Consider the following 17,515-nt stretch of genomic DNA (forward strand, 5'->3'; position numbering starts at 1 on the left):
CCAAAGTCTGCTTCGGCCGCGCAACGGGACAAGGGAAAATCAGAAATCATGATCATGGACCGTGGAATTGCCGACGCTGGTGCGATGGGCGAGCGCGCTCCGCCTGGGCCTCGGTCGCGGCTTCTCAACCGCCGGGCGTTTCTGGTCGGTTCTGCTGCTGGTCTCGCCGCACTGAGCCTGGCCGGTTGTGCGTCCGACTACATGACCCTGGCCGAGGCGGAGAAGGTCTACGGGCCCGTGCCCGACGAGAAATTCCCGATCCCCGCGGTCGACGTCAGTAAGGTCGATCCGAAATATTTTCGCAAGACCGTGAAGTACCACAGCGATGAGGCGCCCGGTACGATCATCGTCGATCCGAGCAAATACTATGTCTACCGCATCGAAGGCGAAGGAAACGCGACCCGCTATGGCGCCAATGTCGGCCGCGATGGGTTCCGGTGGAGCGGGGAGGCTTATGTCGGGCGCAAAGCCGAATGGCCGACCTGGACGCCGCCCAAGGAGATGATCGCGCGCCAGCCGGAGGCGGGCAAATATGCTCGCGGCATGGCGGGGGGCCTCGACAATCCACTTGGCGCGCGCGTGCTCTACCTCTACCAAAATGGGGTGTACACGCTTTACACGATCTATAGCACCAGCGCCCCCGAAACGATCGGGAACGGTATTACGAGCGGCTGTACCGGCCTCCTCAGTCAGGACATGATCGACCTCTATTCGCGAACGCCCCTCAAAACGAAGGTGATCGTGCTGCCGGCGTAGACGGCGTCGACCGCAGGCTCCAGGCGCTGCCAGGGACGCCTTTGTGCGGCGATGGTTGTCGAAAGACGTTAGGCAGGGTGATTTGGACGTGGTGATGCTTTCGCGAAGACTAGTCATTGTTGCGGCGATGCTCGTGCTCGGGACTTTATCGGTGCGCGCGCAGCAAAGCACCGAGTATGATGCGTGCATGGACAAGGCCGCAGGGGTGTCGACGAAGATGCTCGATTGCGGCAAGACCGAAATCGATAAGTGGGACATCAGGCTCAATACCGCTTATCAAGCGCTTCTCGCAAGGTCGAAGGGCGAGGCGCACGCGCAATTGCAGACCGAGCAGCGGGCCTGGCTGAAGCATCATCTGGGTGAAACCCATCGCCTCGCCGCGGACCCCGACAACGGGTCCGTCGCATTCCTCGACTCCCAGGCGTTCGAATTGAAGGACATCGCCGACCGCACGCTGCTTCTTGAAAAGCGTGCCAGCCGGTAGTCCGCATGAGCGAAGCGACATGCGGTATCGGGTGGTAACGCCCTGTGACGCTGGTCCCGGATGTCGCGGAGCCTGTCATCGGGCGCGCATTCGCGCGACCCGTTGGCTCCTCCGGGCTACGCTTGCTGCGCGCTCATCGCTTCGGGGTGCGCCCGCGGATCCGGTCGAAGCCTTGCTTGATTGCGGCGAAGCGTGCGTCGACAATCGGCTCGAATTCGAGGTCGGTGAAGATATAGGGCCAGTCGTTTTCGATGCCTTCGCGGACGAGTTCACCGACATAGTTGGGATCGATGCCCTCGGAGACGCGTTGGCGGATCAGATTGATCTGCTCGGCAATCGGGCCCGACGTCGGCAGGGTACGGACCGCCCCCTCGAAGCGCTCGGGAAGGTTGCGCCTCGAGTTCACGATTTGCGTGCGGATGAACCCGGGACACAGCACCGATACACCGATCCCTCGCGGCGCGAGTTCAAGGCGCAGTCCCTCGGACAGCGCGACAACGCCGTATTTCGAAACATTGTATGCGTTGCTCGCCCCTGAAATAAGACCGGCGATCGAGGCAGTGGAGACAATGTGTCCACCCTCGCCATGCTGCTCTATCAACGGTCCGAAAATCTCGATTCCCCAAATGGTCGCCATCAGGTTGACGCCCAGGGTCCAATCCCACGACGCGTCGGTCCAGGTGCCATAGGGCCCACCGCCACCAACGCCCGCGTTGTTGACGAGGATGTGCACCTTGCCGTAGCGGGCAGTCGCGGCTTCGGCGGCCGCCACGAGTTCGGTCTTGAGCGAGACGTCCGCTTTCACGCCGTCGACATCGACATTGGTGCGCCTCAATTGCTCGAGCGCCGCGGACAAAGCCGCTTCTTCAATATCGCAAAGCATGACCTTCGCCCCCGCCTGGGCCAAAGCCGTCGCGATCCCCAGTCCGATGCCCGACGCTGCACCGGTCACGAACGCGGTCTTTCCAGCGAGTTCTTTCACGCGCATTCTCCCCCCGCAAACCGGGACCCTTGCCCCAAACGCCAAGTGTCTCCGGGGAAGGCATATGACCGTACTTTCGAGCGATTGGGAAGCGTGCCGGACGTCTGCTTCTGCGGCGGGCCGCTCTGGGTTCAGCGCCTAGGGCGGGTTAGCGGAGCTTAACCCACCACGACTGTTGCTAGCGAAAGCGGCGAATTAGGCCTACGGCTTATCCGCCCTACGCTTGCTAATCTGCCCTACGTTTTCTGAGCGAGGGTGCGCGTTCGAGTTGAACCGAAAGGGACGACTGGGTTTGCTACTTGAGAGCCATTCTTCTTTTCTCACATGGCCAACGCTACTGCCGTTGCTAAAGGTCTTTATTTTCGATCGAAAACTTAACTGTGATGGCCATAGTCGCGGCTTCCGAGACAACAATTCTGTATGAGTGAGATTTGCCGCGCCCTGTTCGTCAGGCTTGGCGACTCGATAAGTTTTGCCGCTTTCATTTTCTCTATGCAGAATCAGCATTGTATTGCGGAAAGTGGCTTCCTGCCGCTCACCTGTAGTGGCGTTTAGCAATTCACCAATCTCATCTGAGGAGCTCCGCTGCGAAAAATAAACATTCTCAGTTGCGGAGAGGACCTGAAGCTCGTTCAATGCCGATACGTCGGATCCTTTTTTCATCTCCACGAAACTCGAGGAGCCTGACATCGTATAATCGCGTTGAGCTTTTCATCGGCGGACGCTTTGGCGGCGTCAAGCTCGGTCCGTAACTCCTTTGTCTTAGAAATCATCCGCTCGCGATCTTCGGTAATCATGCCGTACGTTCGGCGAAGCCGTAGCGAGAAGTAGATGAGGATGGCCGCCATCGGAATGTAAACGAAGATAATATAGACGAGCAGATCAGAAATTAGTGGAGATGTCAGTTGATCGGATCGCGCAATAGTTACGCCGATTGGTCCAGCAATCTTGCGTATCTTGCTTTGATCCAATGGAGCGTTCGTCGTGAGCACGACTGAAAAGCGCCTCAGAGGAAAAACCTTCGCGATTGTCATTGATTGCTCAATGGATGAAGCCTTCTCAACTGTGATCTGAGTATCCTGACTTTGCGAGCCTGCTATAATTGATTGAGCTTCAAAGCCAAGTTGAATGCCTTCGAGAGCCGTGAACGAATAGTTGTCTATCATTAATACGTTAGTGTAGCGCCCGTTTGAGGCACCGAGATCTGCAAAGCTTACCTGGGCGCGTTGCAGAAACAGGCTTTGGAGGATGAATCCAGCGATACCTATCGCCAAGGTGGTAGCCAGATTCTTCGCCAGCGACGCTATGAAATCGTTGGCAAACGATCTGTCTGAGGCTTTTCGATCGTTGCTGGGCTCTTCTGGCATCAAAACCCACCCTAGTTAGCGCGCAAGCTGAGACTTGTGCGTCAGCGGCGCTCTGAACGTTCCAGAAAAAACGGCGGCTATTGCCGCCGTTCCGATTCTGCAAATTTGTTATCATAATACTTTCGGTTAGCTGCACCCCGTCGTGGACCCGCACGTATCGCACTTCATGCAGGTGCCATTCCGCACCAACGTGAAGTTGCCGCACTCCGAGCACATCTCGCCTTCGTAGCCCTTGGCCTTGGCTTCGGCGCGACGCTCCGCCTTGGACGGGGCGGCGGCTGCGGCGGTGCCGGGCTTGCTCCAGTTCAGGGCCTCGAGCTTCTCGGTCGGCGAGAGGTCGTGGCTGACTTCCTGCTTCAGGGCGACCGCGCCTTCGACGGTGTCGGAGGCGCCGCGCGAGGTTGCGCCGTGGGAGGCGAGCGCGGTGACGCGGTTGCCGGCGGGCGCGTTGTCGGCGCCCTGGCTCGCCGCGGCCGAGCCGCCGCGCATGACGACGAGGTTGTCGGTGCGCGACCGGGTCAGGCCCTTCGACAGATACTTGGTCGCCTGGTGCTGGGCGGGGGCCTCATCCGGCTCCTTGCCTTCCTCGACGCCCTTGCCGAGCGCGTCGAAGCCAGACTCGTTCGGATCGACATGGGCGAGGTCGAAGCGCGCCATGTAGCTGACCGCGAGCTCGCGGAACACATAGTCGAGGATCGAGGTCGCGTACTTGATGGAGTCGTTGCCCTGCACGGGGCCCGCGGGCTCGAAGCGGGTGAAGGTGAAGGCGTCGACATATTCCTCGAGCGGCACGCCGTATTGCAGACCCAGAGATACTGCGATCGCAAAATTGTTGATGAAGGAGCGCAGCGCCGCGCCTTCCTTGTGCATGTCGATGAAGATCTCGCCGAGCCTGCCGTCGTCATATTCGCCGGTGCGCAGGTACACCTTGTGGCCGCCGACAACGGCCTTCTGGGTGTAACCCTTGCGGCGGTCCGGCATCTTCTCGCGCTCGCGCATCACGACGATGCGCTCGACCAGCTTCTCGACGATCTTCTCCGAGACCTGGGCGGCACGCGCCGCCATCGGCTTCTCGTAGAGCGCCTCGACCGCATCGTCCTCGTCCTCATCGTCGGCGATGAGCTGCGAGTTCAGCGGCTGCGACAGCTTCGAGCCGTCGCGGTACAGCGCGTTGGCCTTCAGCGCCAGCTTCCACGACAACAGGTAGGCGGACTTGCAGTCCTCAACCGTGGCGTCGTTCGGCATGTTGATGGTCTTGGAGATCGCGCCCGAGATGAACGGCTGCGAGGCCGCCATCATCCGGATGTGGCTCTCGACCGAGAGGTAGCGTTTTCCAATTTTGCCGCAGGGATTGGCGCAGTCGAACACGGGATAGTGCTCCGCCTTCAAATGAGGCGCGCCTTCCACCGTCATCGCGCCGCAGATGTGCACGTTGGCGGCCTCGATCTCGCGCTTGGTGAAGCCGACGGCCTGGAGCAGGTCGAAGCCGGGGGCTGCGATCGCTTCCGCGCCGATGCCGAGCTGGTCGCGGATGAAGTCCTCGCCGAAGGTCCACTTGTTGAAGGCGAACTTGATGTCGAACGCGGTCGGCAGCGCTTTTTCCACCTTGGCAATGGCTTCATCGGTGAAGCCTTTTGCCTTGAGGGTGGAGGCGTTGATGCCGGGCGCATTCGACAGCGAGCCGTGGCCGACGGCGTAGGCCTCGATCTCCGCGATCTCGCTCTCGCGATAGCCGAGCGCGCGCAGCGCCGACGGCACCGCCTGGTTGATGATCTTGAAGTAGCCGCCGCCGGCGAGCTTCTTGAACTTCACCAGCGCGAAGTCGGGCTCGATGCCGGTGGTGTCGCAATCCATCACCAGGCCAATGGTGCCGGTCGGCGCCACCACGGTGGTCTGGGCGTTGCGGTAGCCGTTGACCTCGCCGAGCGCCAGCGCGTCGTCCCAGGCCAGCCTGGCATGGGTGACGATGTCCGCCTGCGGGCAGGAGGCGTGATCGAGCGGCACCGGGTTGACCGACAGCGCCTCGTAACCGGTGGCGTTGCCGTGGGCGGCGCGGCGGTGGTTGCGGATCACGCGCAGCATGTGCGCCGCGTTCTTCTTGTAGCCCGGGAAGGTGCCGAGCTCGGCCGCCATCTCGGCCGAGGTCTTGTAGGCGATGCCGGTCATCACAGCGGTCAGCGCGCCGCACAGCGAACGGCCTTCCTTGCTGTCATAGGGCAGGCCCATGGTCATCAAGAGGCCGCCGATGTTTGCGAAGCCGAGGCCGAGCGTGCGGAATTCGTAGGACAGTTCGGCGATCGCCTTCGACGGGAACTGGGCCATCATGACGGAGATTTCGAGCACGATGGTCCAGAGCCGGCAGAGGTGCTCGTAGGACTCGATGTCGAACCGCTTGGTGGTCGTGCTGTAGAACGTCAGCAGGTTGGCCGAGGCGAGGTTGCACGCCGTGTCGTCCAAGAACATGTATTCCGAGCACGGATTGGAGGCGCGGATGTCGCCGGACGCCTTGCAGGTGTGCCAGTCGTTCATCGTGGTGTTGAAGTGCAGGCCGGGATCGGCGCTCGCCCAGGCGGCGTAGCCGATCTTCTCCCAGAGGTCGCGGGCCTTCAGCGTCTTCGTCACCTTTTTGGTGGTGCGGCCGACCAGGTTCCAGTCGCCGTCCGTTTCCACCGCGCGCAGAAAATCGTCCTTCAGCGACACCGAGTTGTTGGAGTTCTGGCCGGAGACGGTGAGATACGCCTCGGAATCCCAGTCGGTGTCGTAGGTGTCGAACGAGATGTCCTTGTAGCCTTGCTTGGCGAACTGGATGACGCGCTTGATGTAGTTGTCCGGCACCAGCGCGCGGCGCGCGAGCTTGATCTCGCGGCGGAGCGCAGGGTTCTTCTCCGGATCGAAGCAGTCGTCGCCGCTGCCTTCGCAGTTGACGCAGGCCTTCATCACGGCCTTGAGGTGCTTCTGGTTGATCTTGGAGCCGGTGACGAGCGCGGCGACCTTCTGCTCCTCCTTCACCTTCCAGTCGATATAGGTCTCGATATCGGGGTGATCGGCGTCGACCACGACCATCTTGGCGGCGCGGCGCGTGGTGCCGCCCGACTTGATCGCGCCCGCGGCGCGGTCGCCGATCTTGAGGAAGCTCATCAGGCCGCTTGAGCGGCCGCCGCCGGACAGCTTCTCGCCTTCGCCGCGCAGGCTCGAGAAGTTGGAGCCGGTGCCGGAGCCATACTTGAACAGGCGCGCCTCGCGCACCCAGAGGTCCATGATGCCGCCCTCGTTGACGAGGTCGTCGCCGACGCCCTGGATGAAGCAGGCATGTGGCTGCGGATGCTCATAGGCCGACTTCGACTTGGTCAGCTTGCCGGTCTTCCAGTCGACGTAATAGTGGCCCTGGCCGGGACCATCGACGCCATAGGCCCAATGCAGCCCGGTGTTGAACCATTGCGGCGAGTTCGGCGCGACCATCTGCTTTGCCAGCTGGAAGCGGAGCTCGTCGAAGAAGGCGAGGGCGTCTTCTTCCGTGGAGAAGTAGCCGCCCTTCCAGCCCCAATAGGTCCAGCAGCCGGCGAGGCGATCGAACACCTGCTTGGCCGAGGTTTCGCCGACGATGCGCTCGTTCTCCGGCAGGAGGCCAAGCGCCTCGGTGTCGGGCACCGAACGCCACAGCCACGACGGCACGGTCTCTTCCTCGACCTTCTTCAGGCGCGCGGCGACGCCGGCCTTGCGGAAATACTTCTGCGCCAGCACGTCGGAGGCGACCTGCGACCAGAACTCCGGAACCTCGACGTTCTCGGCGCGGAACACGACCGAGCCGTCCGGATTGCGGATCTCTGAGGTGGTCAGGCGGAAATTGATCCCGGCATAGGGAGATTGTCCGCTGGTGGTGTTGCGTCGTTCGATTCGCATGGTCGAGCCCCGTCTCTTCTTCTGCCCGGCCCCACGTTTCCCCGCAGGTGCCGGAATGTTGTCTGTTCGCGGACTCCGGGAACACGCGTCAGCACGCCTCCCGTCATCCGCAGCTCAGCCGGTGGATCCGGCCTGTTTTCTCTCATCCGCTGGGCACCGGTATGACCGGTCCTGCGGCGGCATCGTCCCGGCGCGGCGCCCGACTGGTCGGGTGCTCCGGGTCATGCATTCAACGCCCCAAAACGCTTCACGCGACACGTCACGCGTACGCTTCTTGCGGGCCGGTTACGGCCTCTGTTTCCGGGTCCTTCGCGGCCCGTTTGTCGTCCCCGACGGCGACCCCAAAATCAGGGCAGAAAAGCCCTTCACCCGCGGCCCGAAGGCCTGGCGGAGTGGTCATTTTGGAACCCTTGTGGGAGCGACCGGCGGGGACCCAAACACACTCGCGCCGAACAGGTTGAAAGCTAGGCCATGTCCGTCACGCCCGTCAAGGACTAGTACGAGTTTCTGAATCAAACACTAAATATGGTGGAAAGAGGGGGATAACAGGGGTCGGTGCCGCGCCTGTGATCGAGCCAACTATCGGTGAGTCCTCAGGGATTCCCAAGCCAAAAAAATTCCTATCGCCTGTGGATCGGAGCTTCGCCCCGCTGTTCACAGGCGAAGTTTTTATTCGCTGTCCCGGATTGAATTTTGGGGACTCACGTAGGCCTACGGGCAAAGTACGGATCAGGCATGTCAGAGCCGTGATGGTCGGGCGACAAAATCGCGGGCAAGGTGAGGCCGACTCACATCCTTTTCACACCCTTGCCGGGTTCCATGACAGTCCAGAAGCCTCAAGCGCGGCCGCGCCTTGCGCCCGCCGGCCTGATGTTCCTCGCCATCACCTCGGTGGGTTGGGGGTTCAACTGGCCGTCCACCAAGTTCCTGCTCGGCGAGCTGCCGCCGCTGACCTTGCGCGGCACCACCGGGGTGATCGGCGCCGTGCTGCTCGCGGCGCTGGCGCTGATCCGCGCCCAGAGCCTGCATGTCGAGAGCCGGCTGTGGCCGCGGCTCGTGCTCTATGCGGCGCTCAACGTCACCGGCTGGATGGTGCTGATGGGGCTGGCGCTGCTCTGGCTGCCGGCGAGCGAGGCCGCGCTGATCGCCTACACGATGCCGGTATGGGCCTCGCTGCTGGCCTGGCCGGTGCTCGGCGAACGGCCGACGCTGCTGCGGACCATCGCGCTGGTGATGGCCTTTGCAGGCCTCGCCGCGATCATGGGCGGCAGCGGCATCACCGCAAGCAAGGAGAAGCTGCCGGGAATCATCATGGCGCTCGGCGGCGCCTTCGGCTTTGCGCTCGGCACGGTGCTGGCGAAGAAATATCCGCTGGTGATGCCGCCGATCCCGGCCGCGGCCTGGCAGATCGGCCTCGGCTGCGTGCCGATCGCGATCGTCGGCATGATGATCGAGACCACGCATGTCGACCGCATCACGACCGTCGGCTGGTGGCTGCTGGTCTATTCGACGCTGATCCAGTTCTGCGTCGCCTATGTCGCGTGGTTCGCCGCGCTCGCCCGCCTGCCGGCCTCGGTCGCGGCGATCGGCACCATGGCGGTGCCTGTCATCGGCGTGGTGGCGTCCGCGGTCGCATTGCACGAGCCGCTGGGGCCAAGCCAGATCGTCGCGCTGCTGTTCACCCTCGCCGGCGTCGCGCTCGCGACGAGGTAGCTCACATCACTCGCCGAGCGCCTGCTGCAGCATGCTGGCGAGCTGCGCCTTGCGGTAGGGCTTGGCCAGCAGCAGCACGCCCTCGTCGAGGCGGCCGTGATGCACGATCGCGTTCTCGGTATAGCCCGAGGTGTAGAGCACCTTGATGCCGGGGCGGCGTTTTTGCACCTCGTCGGCGAGCTGGCGGCCGTTCATGCCGCCGGGCATGATCACGTCGGTGAACAGGAGGTCGAACTTCTCGCCCTTGTCGACCAGCGCCAGCGCGGCGCGGGCGTCGGGCACGGCGATGGTCTTGTAGCCGAGCGCGCCTAGCTGCGTGACGACGTAGTTGCGCACCAGCTGGTCGTCTTCCACCACCAGGATGACTTCGCTGCCGCGCCGCACCGGCTCCGGCGGGGGCGCCTCGACCTCGACCTGGCCGCGGGCAGGGGGCAGATAGAGCTTGATCGTGGTGCCGTGGCCTTCCTCGCTGTAGATCTTGATATGTCCGCCGGACTGCTTGACGAAGCCGTAGACCATGCTCATGCCGAGGCCGGAGCCCTTGCCGACTTCCTTGGTGGTGAAGAACGGCTCGAATACCTTGTCCTGCACCGCGTGCGACATGCCGGTGCCGGTGTCGCTGACCGCGAGCAGCACGTAGCGGCCCGGCGTGATGTCGGGATTGACAGCCGCATAGGCGTCGTCGAGCACGATGTTGCTGGTCTCGAACAGCAGCTTGCCGCCGTTCGGCATCGCGTCGCGGGCGTTGATCGCCATGTTGAGCAGCGAGTTGGCAAGCTGCGACGGATCGATATGGACGCTGGCGACATCGGGCGCCAGCACCGAACTGATCTCGATCTGCTCGCCGAGCGTCGGCCGCAGCAGCTTGGCGATGTCGACCACGGTGCCGTTGATGTCGACGGTGCGCGGCTCCAGCGGCTGGCGGCGCGCGAAGGCGAGCAGGTGCTGGATCAGCTCGCGGCAGCGCTCGGCGGCGCGGTCGATCAGCTCGGCGGTTTTCGCGAGCTGCGGCTGGGCGCGCAGGCTGTCGACCAGCGTCTCGGTGGTGCCGGTGATGACCGTCAGCATGTTGTTGAAGTCGTGCGCGACGCCGCCGGTCAGCTTGCCGATGGCGTCGAGCTTCTGTGCCTGCTGCAGCTTGTGCTCGGTTTCGCGCGAGGCGGTGATGTCGTGATAGATCAGCGCCGCGCCGGTGACGGTGTCGTCGCCATCGCGCAGCGGCCGGCCCGACACCACGAGGTGAATCTCCGGCGCGCCGCGCACCGGCTTGGCGACGAATTCCAGCCCGTCGAATTCCTCGCCGCGCAGCGTCCTGGCCGACGGCATGTCGTCGGCCTGCATCGGCGTGACGCCGTCGGACTGGAACACGTTGCTCATGGCGCGCAGCTGCCGGACTGTCATGCCCGGCTTGTAGCGCAGCATCTTCTCGGCGGCCGGGTTCGACAGCAGCACGGTGCCGGCGCTGTCGATCACCAGCACCGCCTCCGCCATGGTGCGGAAGGTGGTTTCCATCACCGAGGTGGAACGGCGGAGCTCTTCGAGCGCGGCACCGAGATCCTTGGTGCGATCGGCGACCTTGCCCTCGAGCGACAGATTGGTCGCCTTGGTCGCGCTGAGCGCGCCCTGCAGTTCGCGGCTGGCGCGCCGGGCCGTCACCGTTAGCGCGATCGCGAGCAGCAGGATCATCGCCACGCCGGCGAGATCGATCATTAGCAGCAGCCGTCCATTGGTCTTGGACTGGTCGGTGCGAATCCGGAGCAGGCGGCGCTCTTCGGTGACCAGGCGGTCGAGCGCCGCGCCGACCTTGTCGGTCAGCGCGCGGCTCTCGCCGGCGGAGACCAGCGCCGCGGCGCCGGCCGTGTCGCCCGCGCTGCGCAACCTGATCAGCTCGGCGCCGAGCGCAATGGCACGCTGGACCTCGACCCTGGTGCCCGTGATCAGCTGCGCCTCCTCGGGGGCCGACGTCACCGCCGCCATCAGATCGTCGAAGGCCGCGGTGAGGGCTGCGCTCTGCTCGCGAAACTCGTCGGCAAAGGACGCATCGCCGGTCAGCGCGAAACCGCGCGCCGCGCTCTCGACGCTGCGCGGCAGCTGACGCGCGTCCGAAATGCGCTTCAGGATGCTGAGCGTGCGGTCGACCGAATCAATCTCGCTGCGCGACTTGACGTCCAACCCGATCGACGCCGCGCTGATGACGAGGAGGATCGCAAGGCCGCTGCCGAGAATGAGACGCTGGGAAGCCATCGACGATTAGTACGAGCAATTATTTCGAAAGACGAGCGGAAGGTGCATACTTCGCAAGACATTCGTTAACGGCGGCAATCAGCGCCTGCGGGGTGAACGGCTTGCGCAGGCAGGCGGACGCGCCGAGCTCGATCGTCATCCGCAGGAAGTCCGGCGCGCGGTCGGCATTGGCGAAGGCATAGCCCGACATCGCGATGACGGGAATTTCGGGGGCGCGCTCGTGGAAGACGCGGATCGCCTCGAAACCGCGCATATGCGGCATGAAGACGTCGACCAGCATGACGTCGAAGGTGGCCTGCTCGAGCGCGCGCATGCCGGCTTCGCCGCCATCGGCGACGGTGACCTCGAAGCCCTGGCGTTGCAGACACACCTCGATGGCAACGCACACCATCGGGTCGTCATCAACCACGAGAACGCTCGGCACGATGCATCCTCTTTCTAACGGCCTCGCGTGCCGGCGACTCGCTTGGCCTGTTCGTCAATTAAGGCGGAACCTAGACGGTAAGTCTGTATCATAGAATGCATATGCTGTTTGCTGACAAGCAGATTTCCAGCTAGCCGTGACACATCACCTGTATTTGTCCATCCCCCTTTACGACAGGTCCATGACCGCAGTTCCCATCGCCGGCCGCGCCCCGCTGTCACCGCTTGCGTCGCATTCCTGGTGGTCGCCTCGATCGGCTGGGGACTCAACTTCCCGATCATGAAGTTCCTGCTCACGGAGTGGCCGCCGCTGTCCGCGCGCGGGCTGTGCGGCGTGGTCGGCGCGGTTGCGCTCGGCCTGGTCGCGCTGGTGCGGGGACAGACGCTGCGCGTGCCCGACGGCATGTGGTTGCGGCTTGCTTTGGTGTCGACACTGTCGATCGGCGGCTGGGTCGCGTCCATGGGCCTCGCGCTGATCTGGCTGCGGGCCAGCGAGGCGGCCGTGCTCGGAATATCGATTCCGGTGTGGGTCGCGCTGGTGGCCTGGCCGGTGCTCGGCGAGCGTGTGTCGCTGCCGCGTGCGCTTGCGCTTGCGGTGGCGCTCGCCGGGATCGCGGTGCTGATCGGCGGCGGCGGCATCGACGCAAGCCTCGGCAAGCTGCCGGGGATTCTGTTCGCGCTCGCCGGCGCGGTCTGCGTCGGGCTCGGCACGGTGCTGACCAAATCGTTCAAGCTCGCGATGCCGCCGCTGTCGCTCGCGGCCTGGCAGCTTGCGATCGGCTGCGTGCCGATCGCAATCATCGGCATCATGATCGAGCAGCCGCAGCTCGCCGCGCTGTCGCAGTTCGGCTGGGCGTCGATGATCTACATGACGCTGATCCAGTTCTGCCTTTGCTATGTCTGCTGGTTTGCGGCGCTCGAGCGATTGCCGGCGGCGACCGCGTCGATCGGCACGCTGCTGGTCCCCGTCGTCGGCGTGCTTGCGGCAGCGGCGATGCTGCGCGAGCCGCTCAGCACGAGCGACATCGCAGCGCTCGTGGTGACGTTCGCGGCCGTCGCGGTCGCCTTGCGCACATAAGACTTGCGTACATGAAAAAAGGGCGGCGCTGGCGCCGCCCTTTTGCAATCAAGAATTCAGGCCTTCATTACGGGCAGGGATGCCGCCGGCCGTCATAGCCGAGATAGGTGCCCGAGGCAGGATCGTAGGACCTGTAGCGCTGCGCGCAGTAGCTGGCGCCGCCGCCACTCGGCACCTCCACGGCGACAGACGGTTCATCGTAATAGCCGTAGCTGTCGTCATAATAGCCGGGGCCGTAGCCATAGCCGGAGCCGTAATAAGCGCCCGAGGCGAGGGCGCCGCCGACGACCGCACCGGCCACCGCGCCGGGCCAGAATCCGCCGCCACGATGATACCCGCCGTGCCAGCCGCCACCGCCGCGCCAACCGCCGCCGCCACCACCGGCCCAGTGACCACCGCCACCGCCGCCGTGCCAGCCGCCGCCACCGCCGCCGCCCATGGCACCTCCGCCTCCGCGGCCGCCGCCAAAGCCGCCACCACCGCCGCCGCCAACGTGGCCGCCGCCGCCGCCCATCGCACCCATCTGTGCGGCAGACTGGGCGAACGAAACGGTCGGCGCCACAGCCAACGGCAGCGCAAGCGCCAGAGCCGCGGCGGTGCTCAGAACCTTCATATTAATCATTTTGGACTCCATCAAAACGGTGAATGTCTAACCATCTCTGTGGTCGGACGTTCCCGTGCTCCACATTGATTGTGGGTCATCTTCGCGTAGCCGGCGGCTCATGTATGGCAGCTGAACAAAACTCCTCGTGAGCGCGTCATTTGGTCGCCAAACGGGTGCATAAACCGGGGGCTGTCCGAGGGGTGCGGGGCTACCTTGGCGGCGGCTGGACATTTGGGGAATGAGGTGGCATCAGAGCCGCATAGTCTCGAACCGACGACCGGCCACGCATGAAACAATTCCTGCTGAAATTCTTCACCTGGTGGAATGGCCAGACCTTTGGCACGCAATTGTGGACCTCGCGATTCGGCGAACTGGTCGGCGAGGACGAGCAGGGCAACCGCTATTACCGCACCAAGGGCGGTGAGATCGACCCGACGCTGCATTTCGAGCGCCGCTGGGTGGTCTACAACGGCTACGCCGAAGCCTCCCGCATTCCGGCCGGCTGGCACGGCTGGCTGCATCACACGGTTGATGTGCCGCCGACCGAGGAGAGCTACCAGGCGCGCGAATGGGAGAAGCCGCATCTGCCGAACCTGACCGGCACCGCGCAGGCTTACCGCCCGTCCGGCTCGACGCTGGCGAGCGGCCGCCGCCCCAAGGCGACCGGCGACTATCACGCCTGGACGCCGGGAAGCTGACTTTCACGCATTGTTGTTCTGACGTGCACGTGCGTAACGACGAGCGTGCATCGCACACGCGCCCGGCAGCGCAAGCGCGCGCCTGTGAACAACGGTAACAGCGGGGACAGGTGGGCTGCAGCCGATGCTGCCCGCTTGCGCCGGGCGCGGGTTCGCGGCTCAATAGGGCCATCTTACGGAGATGGGAAACCATCGCGTCGGATCGGGCTCCAGATCGCGACTGTCCCGATGTGCAGCGGCCTCCGAGTTGGATGCGGCCGGGAGATAGGCCCCCGGTACAGACGTCCTGAAATCGCCCGCAAATGTGAGGCTACCGTGAGACAGGAAGGGCCGCTCGGGAAACCGGGCGGCCTTTTTCTTTGCGGCAATCAGGCCAGGACAGCCGTGCCGCGGCACGGCCCATCAAGTCGGCGCGGCGCGCCTGCGACGGCGCGATCCGCTCTTTCATGAAAGCGAGGATCTCGGCCGGTGCGGTCTCCGGCGAGCCCGCGTTGAACGGCGGGGCCGGGTTGTATTCGAGCCTGAGCTGGATCGCTTCCGCGGTCTTGCGGTCGACGAGCTCCGACACCAGCGTCAGCGCGAAGTCGATGCCCGCGGTGACGCCGCCGCCGGTGAAGCGGTTGCGGTCGACGCAGACGCGCGTCCTGGTCGGAATGGCCCCGAAGCCCGACAGGAAATCAATCGAGCTCCAATGCGTGGTGGCGCGATAGCCCTTGAGCAGGCCGGCCGCGCCGAGCACCAGCGATCCCGTGCAGACCGACGTGACGTATTTCGCACCCTCGGCCTGCTTGCGCAGGAAGGCCAGCATCTCCTCGTCGCCGACCATGTCGTCGGTGCCGAAGCCGCCGGGCACGCAGATCACGTCGAGCTGCGGGCAATCGGCAAAGGTCGTGGTCGGCGTCAGGACCATGACGGAATCAGTCGGAACGGGTTCGATGCGCTTCCAGATCAGATGGACCTTGGCGCCGGGGACCGAGGAAAACACCTGCAGCGGACCGGTCAGGTCGAGCTGGGTCACCTTCGGGAAGACGAGCAATCCAATCTGCAGGGGTTCGGTCATCGGGGGCTCCAAATAGCGCTTGACGGAACCACGATGTCATGATGGCCTCTCGTCCAAAATGGCGTATTTCCCTCATTTTCGGACGAAGGCTCCTGAGAGAGGGCTGCCAGGAAAGTAACGTCACCCGCGAGGATTTGGCGATGATCGGCATCCTGATCTTTCCCGACTTCCAGCTGCTCGACGCGGCCGGGCCGATCGCGGCCTTCGAGATCGCGGCGCGCTTCGCCAACAACGCGCCGGCGATCAGGACGCTTGCGGTGAAGGCAGGACCGGTGCGCTCTTCGTCCGGTGTCGAGATGCTCGCACGCGGCTTCAAGCCATCGACGGCGATCACGACGTTGATCATTGCCGGCGGCAACGGTGTGCGCACGCCGGCGACCTGTCCAGCCACGCTGTCATTCGTGCGGCGGATGGCCGGCCGCGGCATTCGCGTCGCCAGCGTCTGCTCGGGCGCCTATGTGCTGGCCGAGGCGGGCCTGCTCGACGGCCGCCGCGCCACTACGCATTGGCAGCGCACGCCGCATTTCGTGAAGACCTATCCGAAGATCAAGCTCGAGCCGGACCAGATCTTCGTCCGCGACGGCAATATCTGGAGTTCGGCCGGCATCACCGCCGGCATCGACCTCGCGCTCGCGATGATCACCGAGGACTATGGCGACGAGGTCGCGCAGAACACCGCGCGGCAACTCGTGCTGTATCATCGGCGCAGCGGCGGGCAGTCGCAGTTTTCCTCGCTGCTGGAATTGAAGACGCCGAACGGCCGGTTCGGGCCGCTGCTCGCCTGGGCGCGCGAGCATCTCGATGCGCCGCTGACGGTCGAGAACCTCGCCGACAAGGCCGGGATGAGTTCGCGGCATTTCACCCGCGCCTTCATCGCGGAGACCGGCACGACGCCGTCGAAAGCGGTCGAGCGGCTCAGGATCGAAGTCGCGCGGCAGCGCGTGCAGTCGTCGGGCGAGGCGATCGAGCGCGTCGCCGAGATCACCGGCTTCCGCGATCCTGAGCGGATGCGCCGCGCCTTCATCCGCGCCTTCGGCCAGCCGCCGCAATCGCTACGGCGTGCGGCGCGGGCCGGGTAGGCGCGTTTGGGACAAGCTCGTTGTCCGATTTCACGCGATCCATGTGTCTTTGCAGTGATGAACCTGACGAGGGTTCCCGTGACCCACGTTAAGTGGGCATTGGGGACCCGAGGAGGTTCTAATGACAAAGCATCGAACGATTACCGGGTTCGTGGCTGTCGCCCTGCTGGCTGTCACCGCAACCGCCGCGACCATCAAGTCGCACGCGCCCCGGACCGACGGCATCGCCGTCGCCAGCACGGACGCGCTCCCGGCCAAGGATTTCAGCGATCGCTGGTCCGCGATATCCGATTTGCCTCCGGCAACGGACATGACCGGGCGTGCAACTGACGCACGTTAAGGGCATGGACGGAGGTCCGGCCGGTTCGAGGACGCAGCCCGTGCAGAGATCACTCGTCTCGCAACAAAAAATGCCCCGCCGAAGCGGGGCAAGATGTTGAACGACTTAGTCTTGAGCGACTTGGTCTTGAATAGAACTAACGGTTCCGCCGCGCCGGAATAGCGCAGTCATTCACCAACACAGGATCAGCCCACGATCGCAGATATCCACGGATGCTCTGATCGCGAACCGTGCTTCAACCGAAAGATCACTGGCCCAATGTATCGGTTGCGATCTTCTTCTTGAGTGCTTCGCAGGTATCCCTGACCTCCGCGGTCATCAGCGAGACGGCTTCGATCTGCAGGAAGAAGCGCTTGCCCTGATCGCGGTAACCGGCAGCGAACTCCTTGATCTCCGCGATCATGTCATGAACGCCTGCGACCATGACCTCGCAGTTCTTGGCGGCCAGTTGCAGTTCCGATCCAAGGGCCTCGATCTCTTTCACCGCCGCTTCATATTCGCGCACGACCGCCTCGGCCGACAGCTTGCCCACCTCGTTGACGCCGTTGCGATGCTCGACATAGTCCGGCATCGGCGAGAGGGGCCGGATGTTGCTGCGTGGTCGATGCGAAGTCACCGTGTTGATTTCGTCCTCCATCTGCTCCGACGGAGCGCGGGCGAGGACTTCTGCACTAACACTCATGCGAACTCTCCATAACTTGTTACGGCGAATGGAGTTTAGCAATGTCAACGGAATTGTCTCGATTTTCCACAGTTTTGAGGTAAGCGCAATTGTGCATTGCAGCAT

16 protein-coding genes are annotated in these 17,515 nt (G+C 63.8%); 7 read left to right on the forward strand and 9 right to left on the reverse strand.

Annotation, left to right across the window (positions count from 1 at the left end; genetic code table 11):
- Positions 1-48 precede the first annotated feature (48 nt).
- Both ACVMDN_RS15410 and ACVMDN_RS15415 read left to right on the forward strand, forming a co-directional pair.
- Complete coding sequence (locus tag ACVMDN_RS15410) at positions 49-756, forward strand: L,D-transpeptidase (protein ID WP_141342643.1); 708 nt, start codon at positions 49-51, stop codon at positions 754-756.
- A gap of 88 nt (positions 757-844) precedes the next feature.
- A complete protein-coding gene (locus ACVMDN_RS15415) occupies positions 845-1,240 on the forward strand; it encodes a lysozyme inhibitor LprI family protein (RefSeq protein WP_456816552.1) in 396 nt (131 codons plus the stop codon).
- A gap of 133 nt (positions 1,241-1,373) precedes the next feature.
- Here the strand turns inward: ACVMDN_RS15415 and ACVMDN_RS15420 are convergent, their stop codons facing one another.
- The 4 genes from ACVMDN_RS15420 to ACVMDN_RS15435 form a co-directional block, all read right to left on the reverse strand.
- Entirely contained in the window at positions 1,374-2,222 is an 849-nt protein-coding gene (locus tag ACVMDN_RS15420; protein WP_141342635.1) for an SDR family NAD(P)-dependent oxidoreductase, read from the reverse strand.
- A gap of 201 nt (positions 2,223-2,423) precedes the next feature.
- Positions 2,424-2,885 carry a hypothetical protein gene (locus ACVMDN_RS15425; protein WP_141342636.1) on the reverse strand — a complete coding sequence of 154 codons (462 nt, stop codon included), beginning with the start codon at positions 2,883-2,885 and terminating at the stop codon, positions 2,424-2,426.
- On the reverse strand, positions 2,882-3,589 hold the full coding sequence (locus ACVMDN_RS15430) for a hypothetical protein (RefSeq protein ID WP_141342637.1): 708 nt from the start codon (positions 3,587-3,589) through the stop codon (positions 2,882-2,884). The genes ACVMDN_RS15425 and ACVMDN_RS15430 overlap by 4 nt, the downstream gene beginning before the upstream one ends.
- A 126-nt stretch (positions 3,590-3,715) precedes the next feature.
- Positions 3,716-7,489, reverse strand: a complete 3,774-nt coding sequence (locus tag ACVMDN_RS15435) for a vitamin B12-dependent ribonucleotide reductase (RefSeq protein ID WP_141342638.1) — start codon at positions 7,487-7,489, stop codon at positions 3,716-3,718.
- Between the two features lie 819 nt (positions 7,490-8,308).
- Between ACVMDN_RS15435 and ACVMDN_RS15440 the strand changes: the two genes are divergently transcribed.
- Positions 8,309-9,202, forward strand: a complete 894-nt coding sequence (locus ACVMDN_RS15440) for a DMT family transporter (RefSeq protein ID WP_141342639.1) — start codon at positions 8,309-8,311, stop codon at positions 9,200-9,202.
- Positions 9,203-9,208: 6 nt separating this feature from the next.
- Here ACVMDN_RS15440 and ACVMDN_RS15445 read toward each other — a convergent pair whose 3' ends face one another.
- Complete coding sequence (locus ACVMDN_RS15445; RefSeq protein WP_141342640.1) at positions 9,209-11,446, reverse strand: CHASE3 domain-containing protein; 2,238 nt, start codon at positions 11,444-11,446, stop codon at positions 9,209-9,211.
- A gap of 19 nt (positions 11,447-11,465) precedes the next feature.
- On the reverse strand, positions 11,466-11,870 hold the full coding sequence (locus tag ACVMDN_RS15450) for a response regulator (protein WP_028332273.1): 405 nt from the start codon (positions 11,868-11,870) through the stop codon (positions 11,466-11,468).
- A gap of 240 nt (positions 11,871-12,110) precedes the next feature.
- Here ACVMDN_RS15450 and ACVMDN_RS15455 point away from each other — a divergent pair, with 240 nt between their 5' ends.
- Positions 12,111-12,947 (forward strand): DMT family transporter, encoded by an 837-nt coding sequence (locus ACVMDN_RS15455; RefSeq protein ID WP_246786724.1) that lies wholly within the window; start codon positions 12,111-12,113, stop codon positions 12,945-12,947.
- Between the two features lie 67 nt (positions 12,948-13,014).
- Here the strand turns inward: ACVMDN_RS15455 and ACVMDN_RS15460 are convergent, their stop codons facing one another.
- Positions 13,015-13,569 carry a BA14K family protein gene (locus ACVMDN_RS15460; RefSeq protein ID WP_253590373.1) on the reverse strand — a complete coding sequence of 185 codons (555 nt, stop codon included), beginning with the start codon at positions 13,567-13,569 and terminating at the stop codon, positions 13,015-13,017.
- A gap of 269 nt (positions 13,570-13,838) precedes the next feature.
- Between ACVMDN_RS15460 and ACVMDN_RS15465 the strand changes: the two genes are divergently transcribed.
- Complete coding sequence (locus ACVMDN_RS15465; protein ID WP_057019975.1) at positions 13,839-14,249, forward strand: NADH:ubiquinone oxidoreductase subunit NDUFA12; 411 nt, start codon at positions 13,839-13,841, stop codon at positions 14,247-14,249.
- Between the two features lie 310 nt (positions 14,250-14,559).
- Here ACVMDN_RS15465 and ACVMDN_RS15470 read toward each other — a convergent pair whose 3' ends face one another.
- Positions 14,560-15,309 carry a DJ-1/PfpI family protein gene (locus tag ACVMDN_RS15470; RefSeq protein ID WP_456835111.1) on the reverse strand — a complete coding sequence of 250 codons (750 nt, stop codon included), beginning with the start codon at positions 15,307-15,309 and terminating at the stop codon, positions 14,560-14,562.
- Between the two features lie 140 nt (positions 15,310-15,449).
- On the opposite strand from ACVMDN_RS15470, the gene ACVMDN_RS15475 reads away from it, so the two are divergent.
- Both ACVMDN_RS15475 and ACVMDN_RS15480 read left to right on the forward strand, forming a co-directional pair.
- Entirely contained in the window at positions 15,450-16,388 is a 939-nt protein-coding gene (locus tag ACVMDN_RS15475; protein ID WP_057019977.1) for a GlxA family transcriptional regulator, read from the forward strand.
- A gap of 121 nt (positions 16,389-16,509) precedes the next feature.
- Positions 16,510-16,728, forward strand: a complete 219-nt coding sequence (locus tag ACVMDN_RS15480) for a hypothetical protein (protein WP_141343333.1) — start codon at positions 16,510-16,512, stop codon at positions 16,726-16,728.
- Positions 16,729-16,975: 247 nt separating this feature from the next.
- Here ACVMDN_RS15480 and ACVMDN_RS15485 read toward each other — a convergent pair whose 3' ends face one another.
- On the reverse strand, positions 16,976-17,410 hold the full coding sequence (locus ACVMDN_RS15485; protein WP_229193149.1) for a hypothetical protein: 435 nt from the start codon (positions 17,408-17,410) through the stop codon (positions 16,976-16,978).
- Positions 17,411-17,515 lie beyond the last annotated feature (105 nt).

Source organism: Bradyrhizobium sp. USDA 4510, assembly GCF_054059095.1.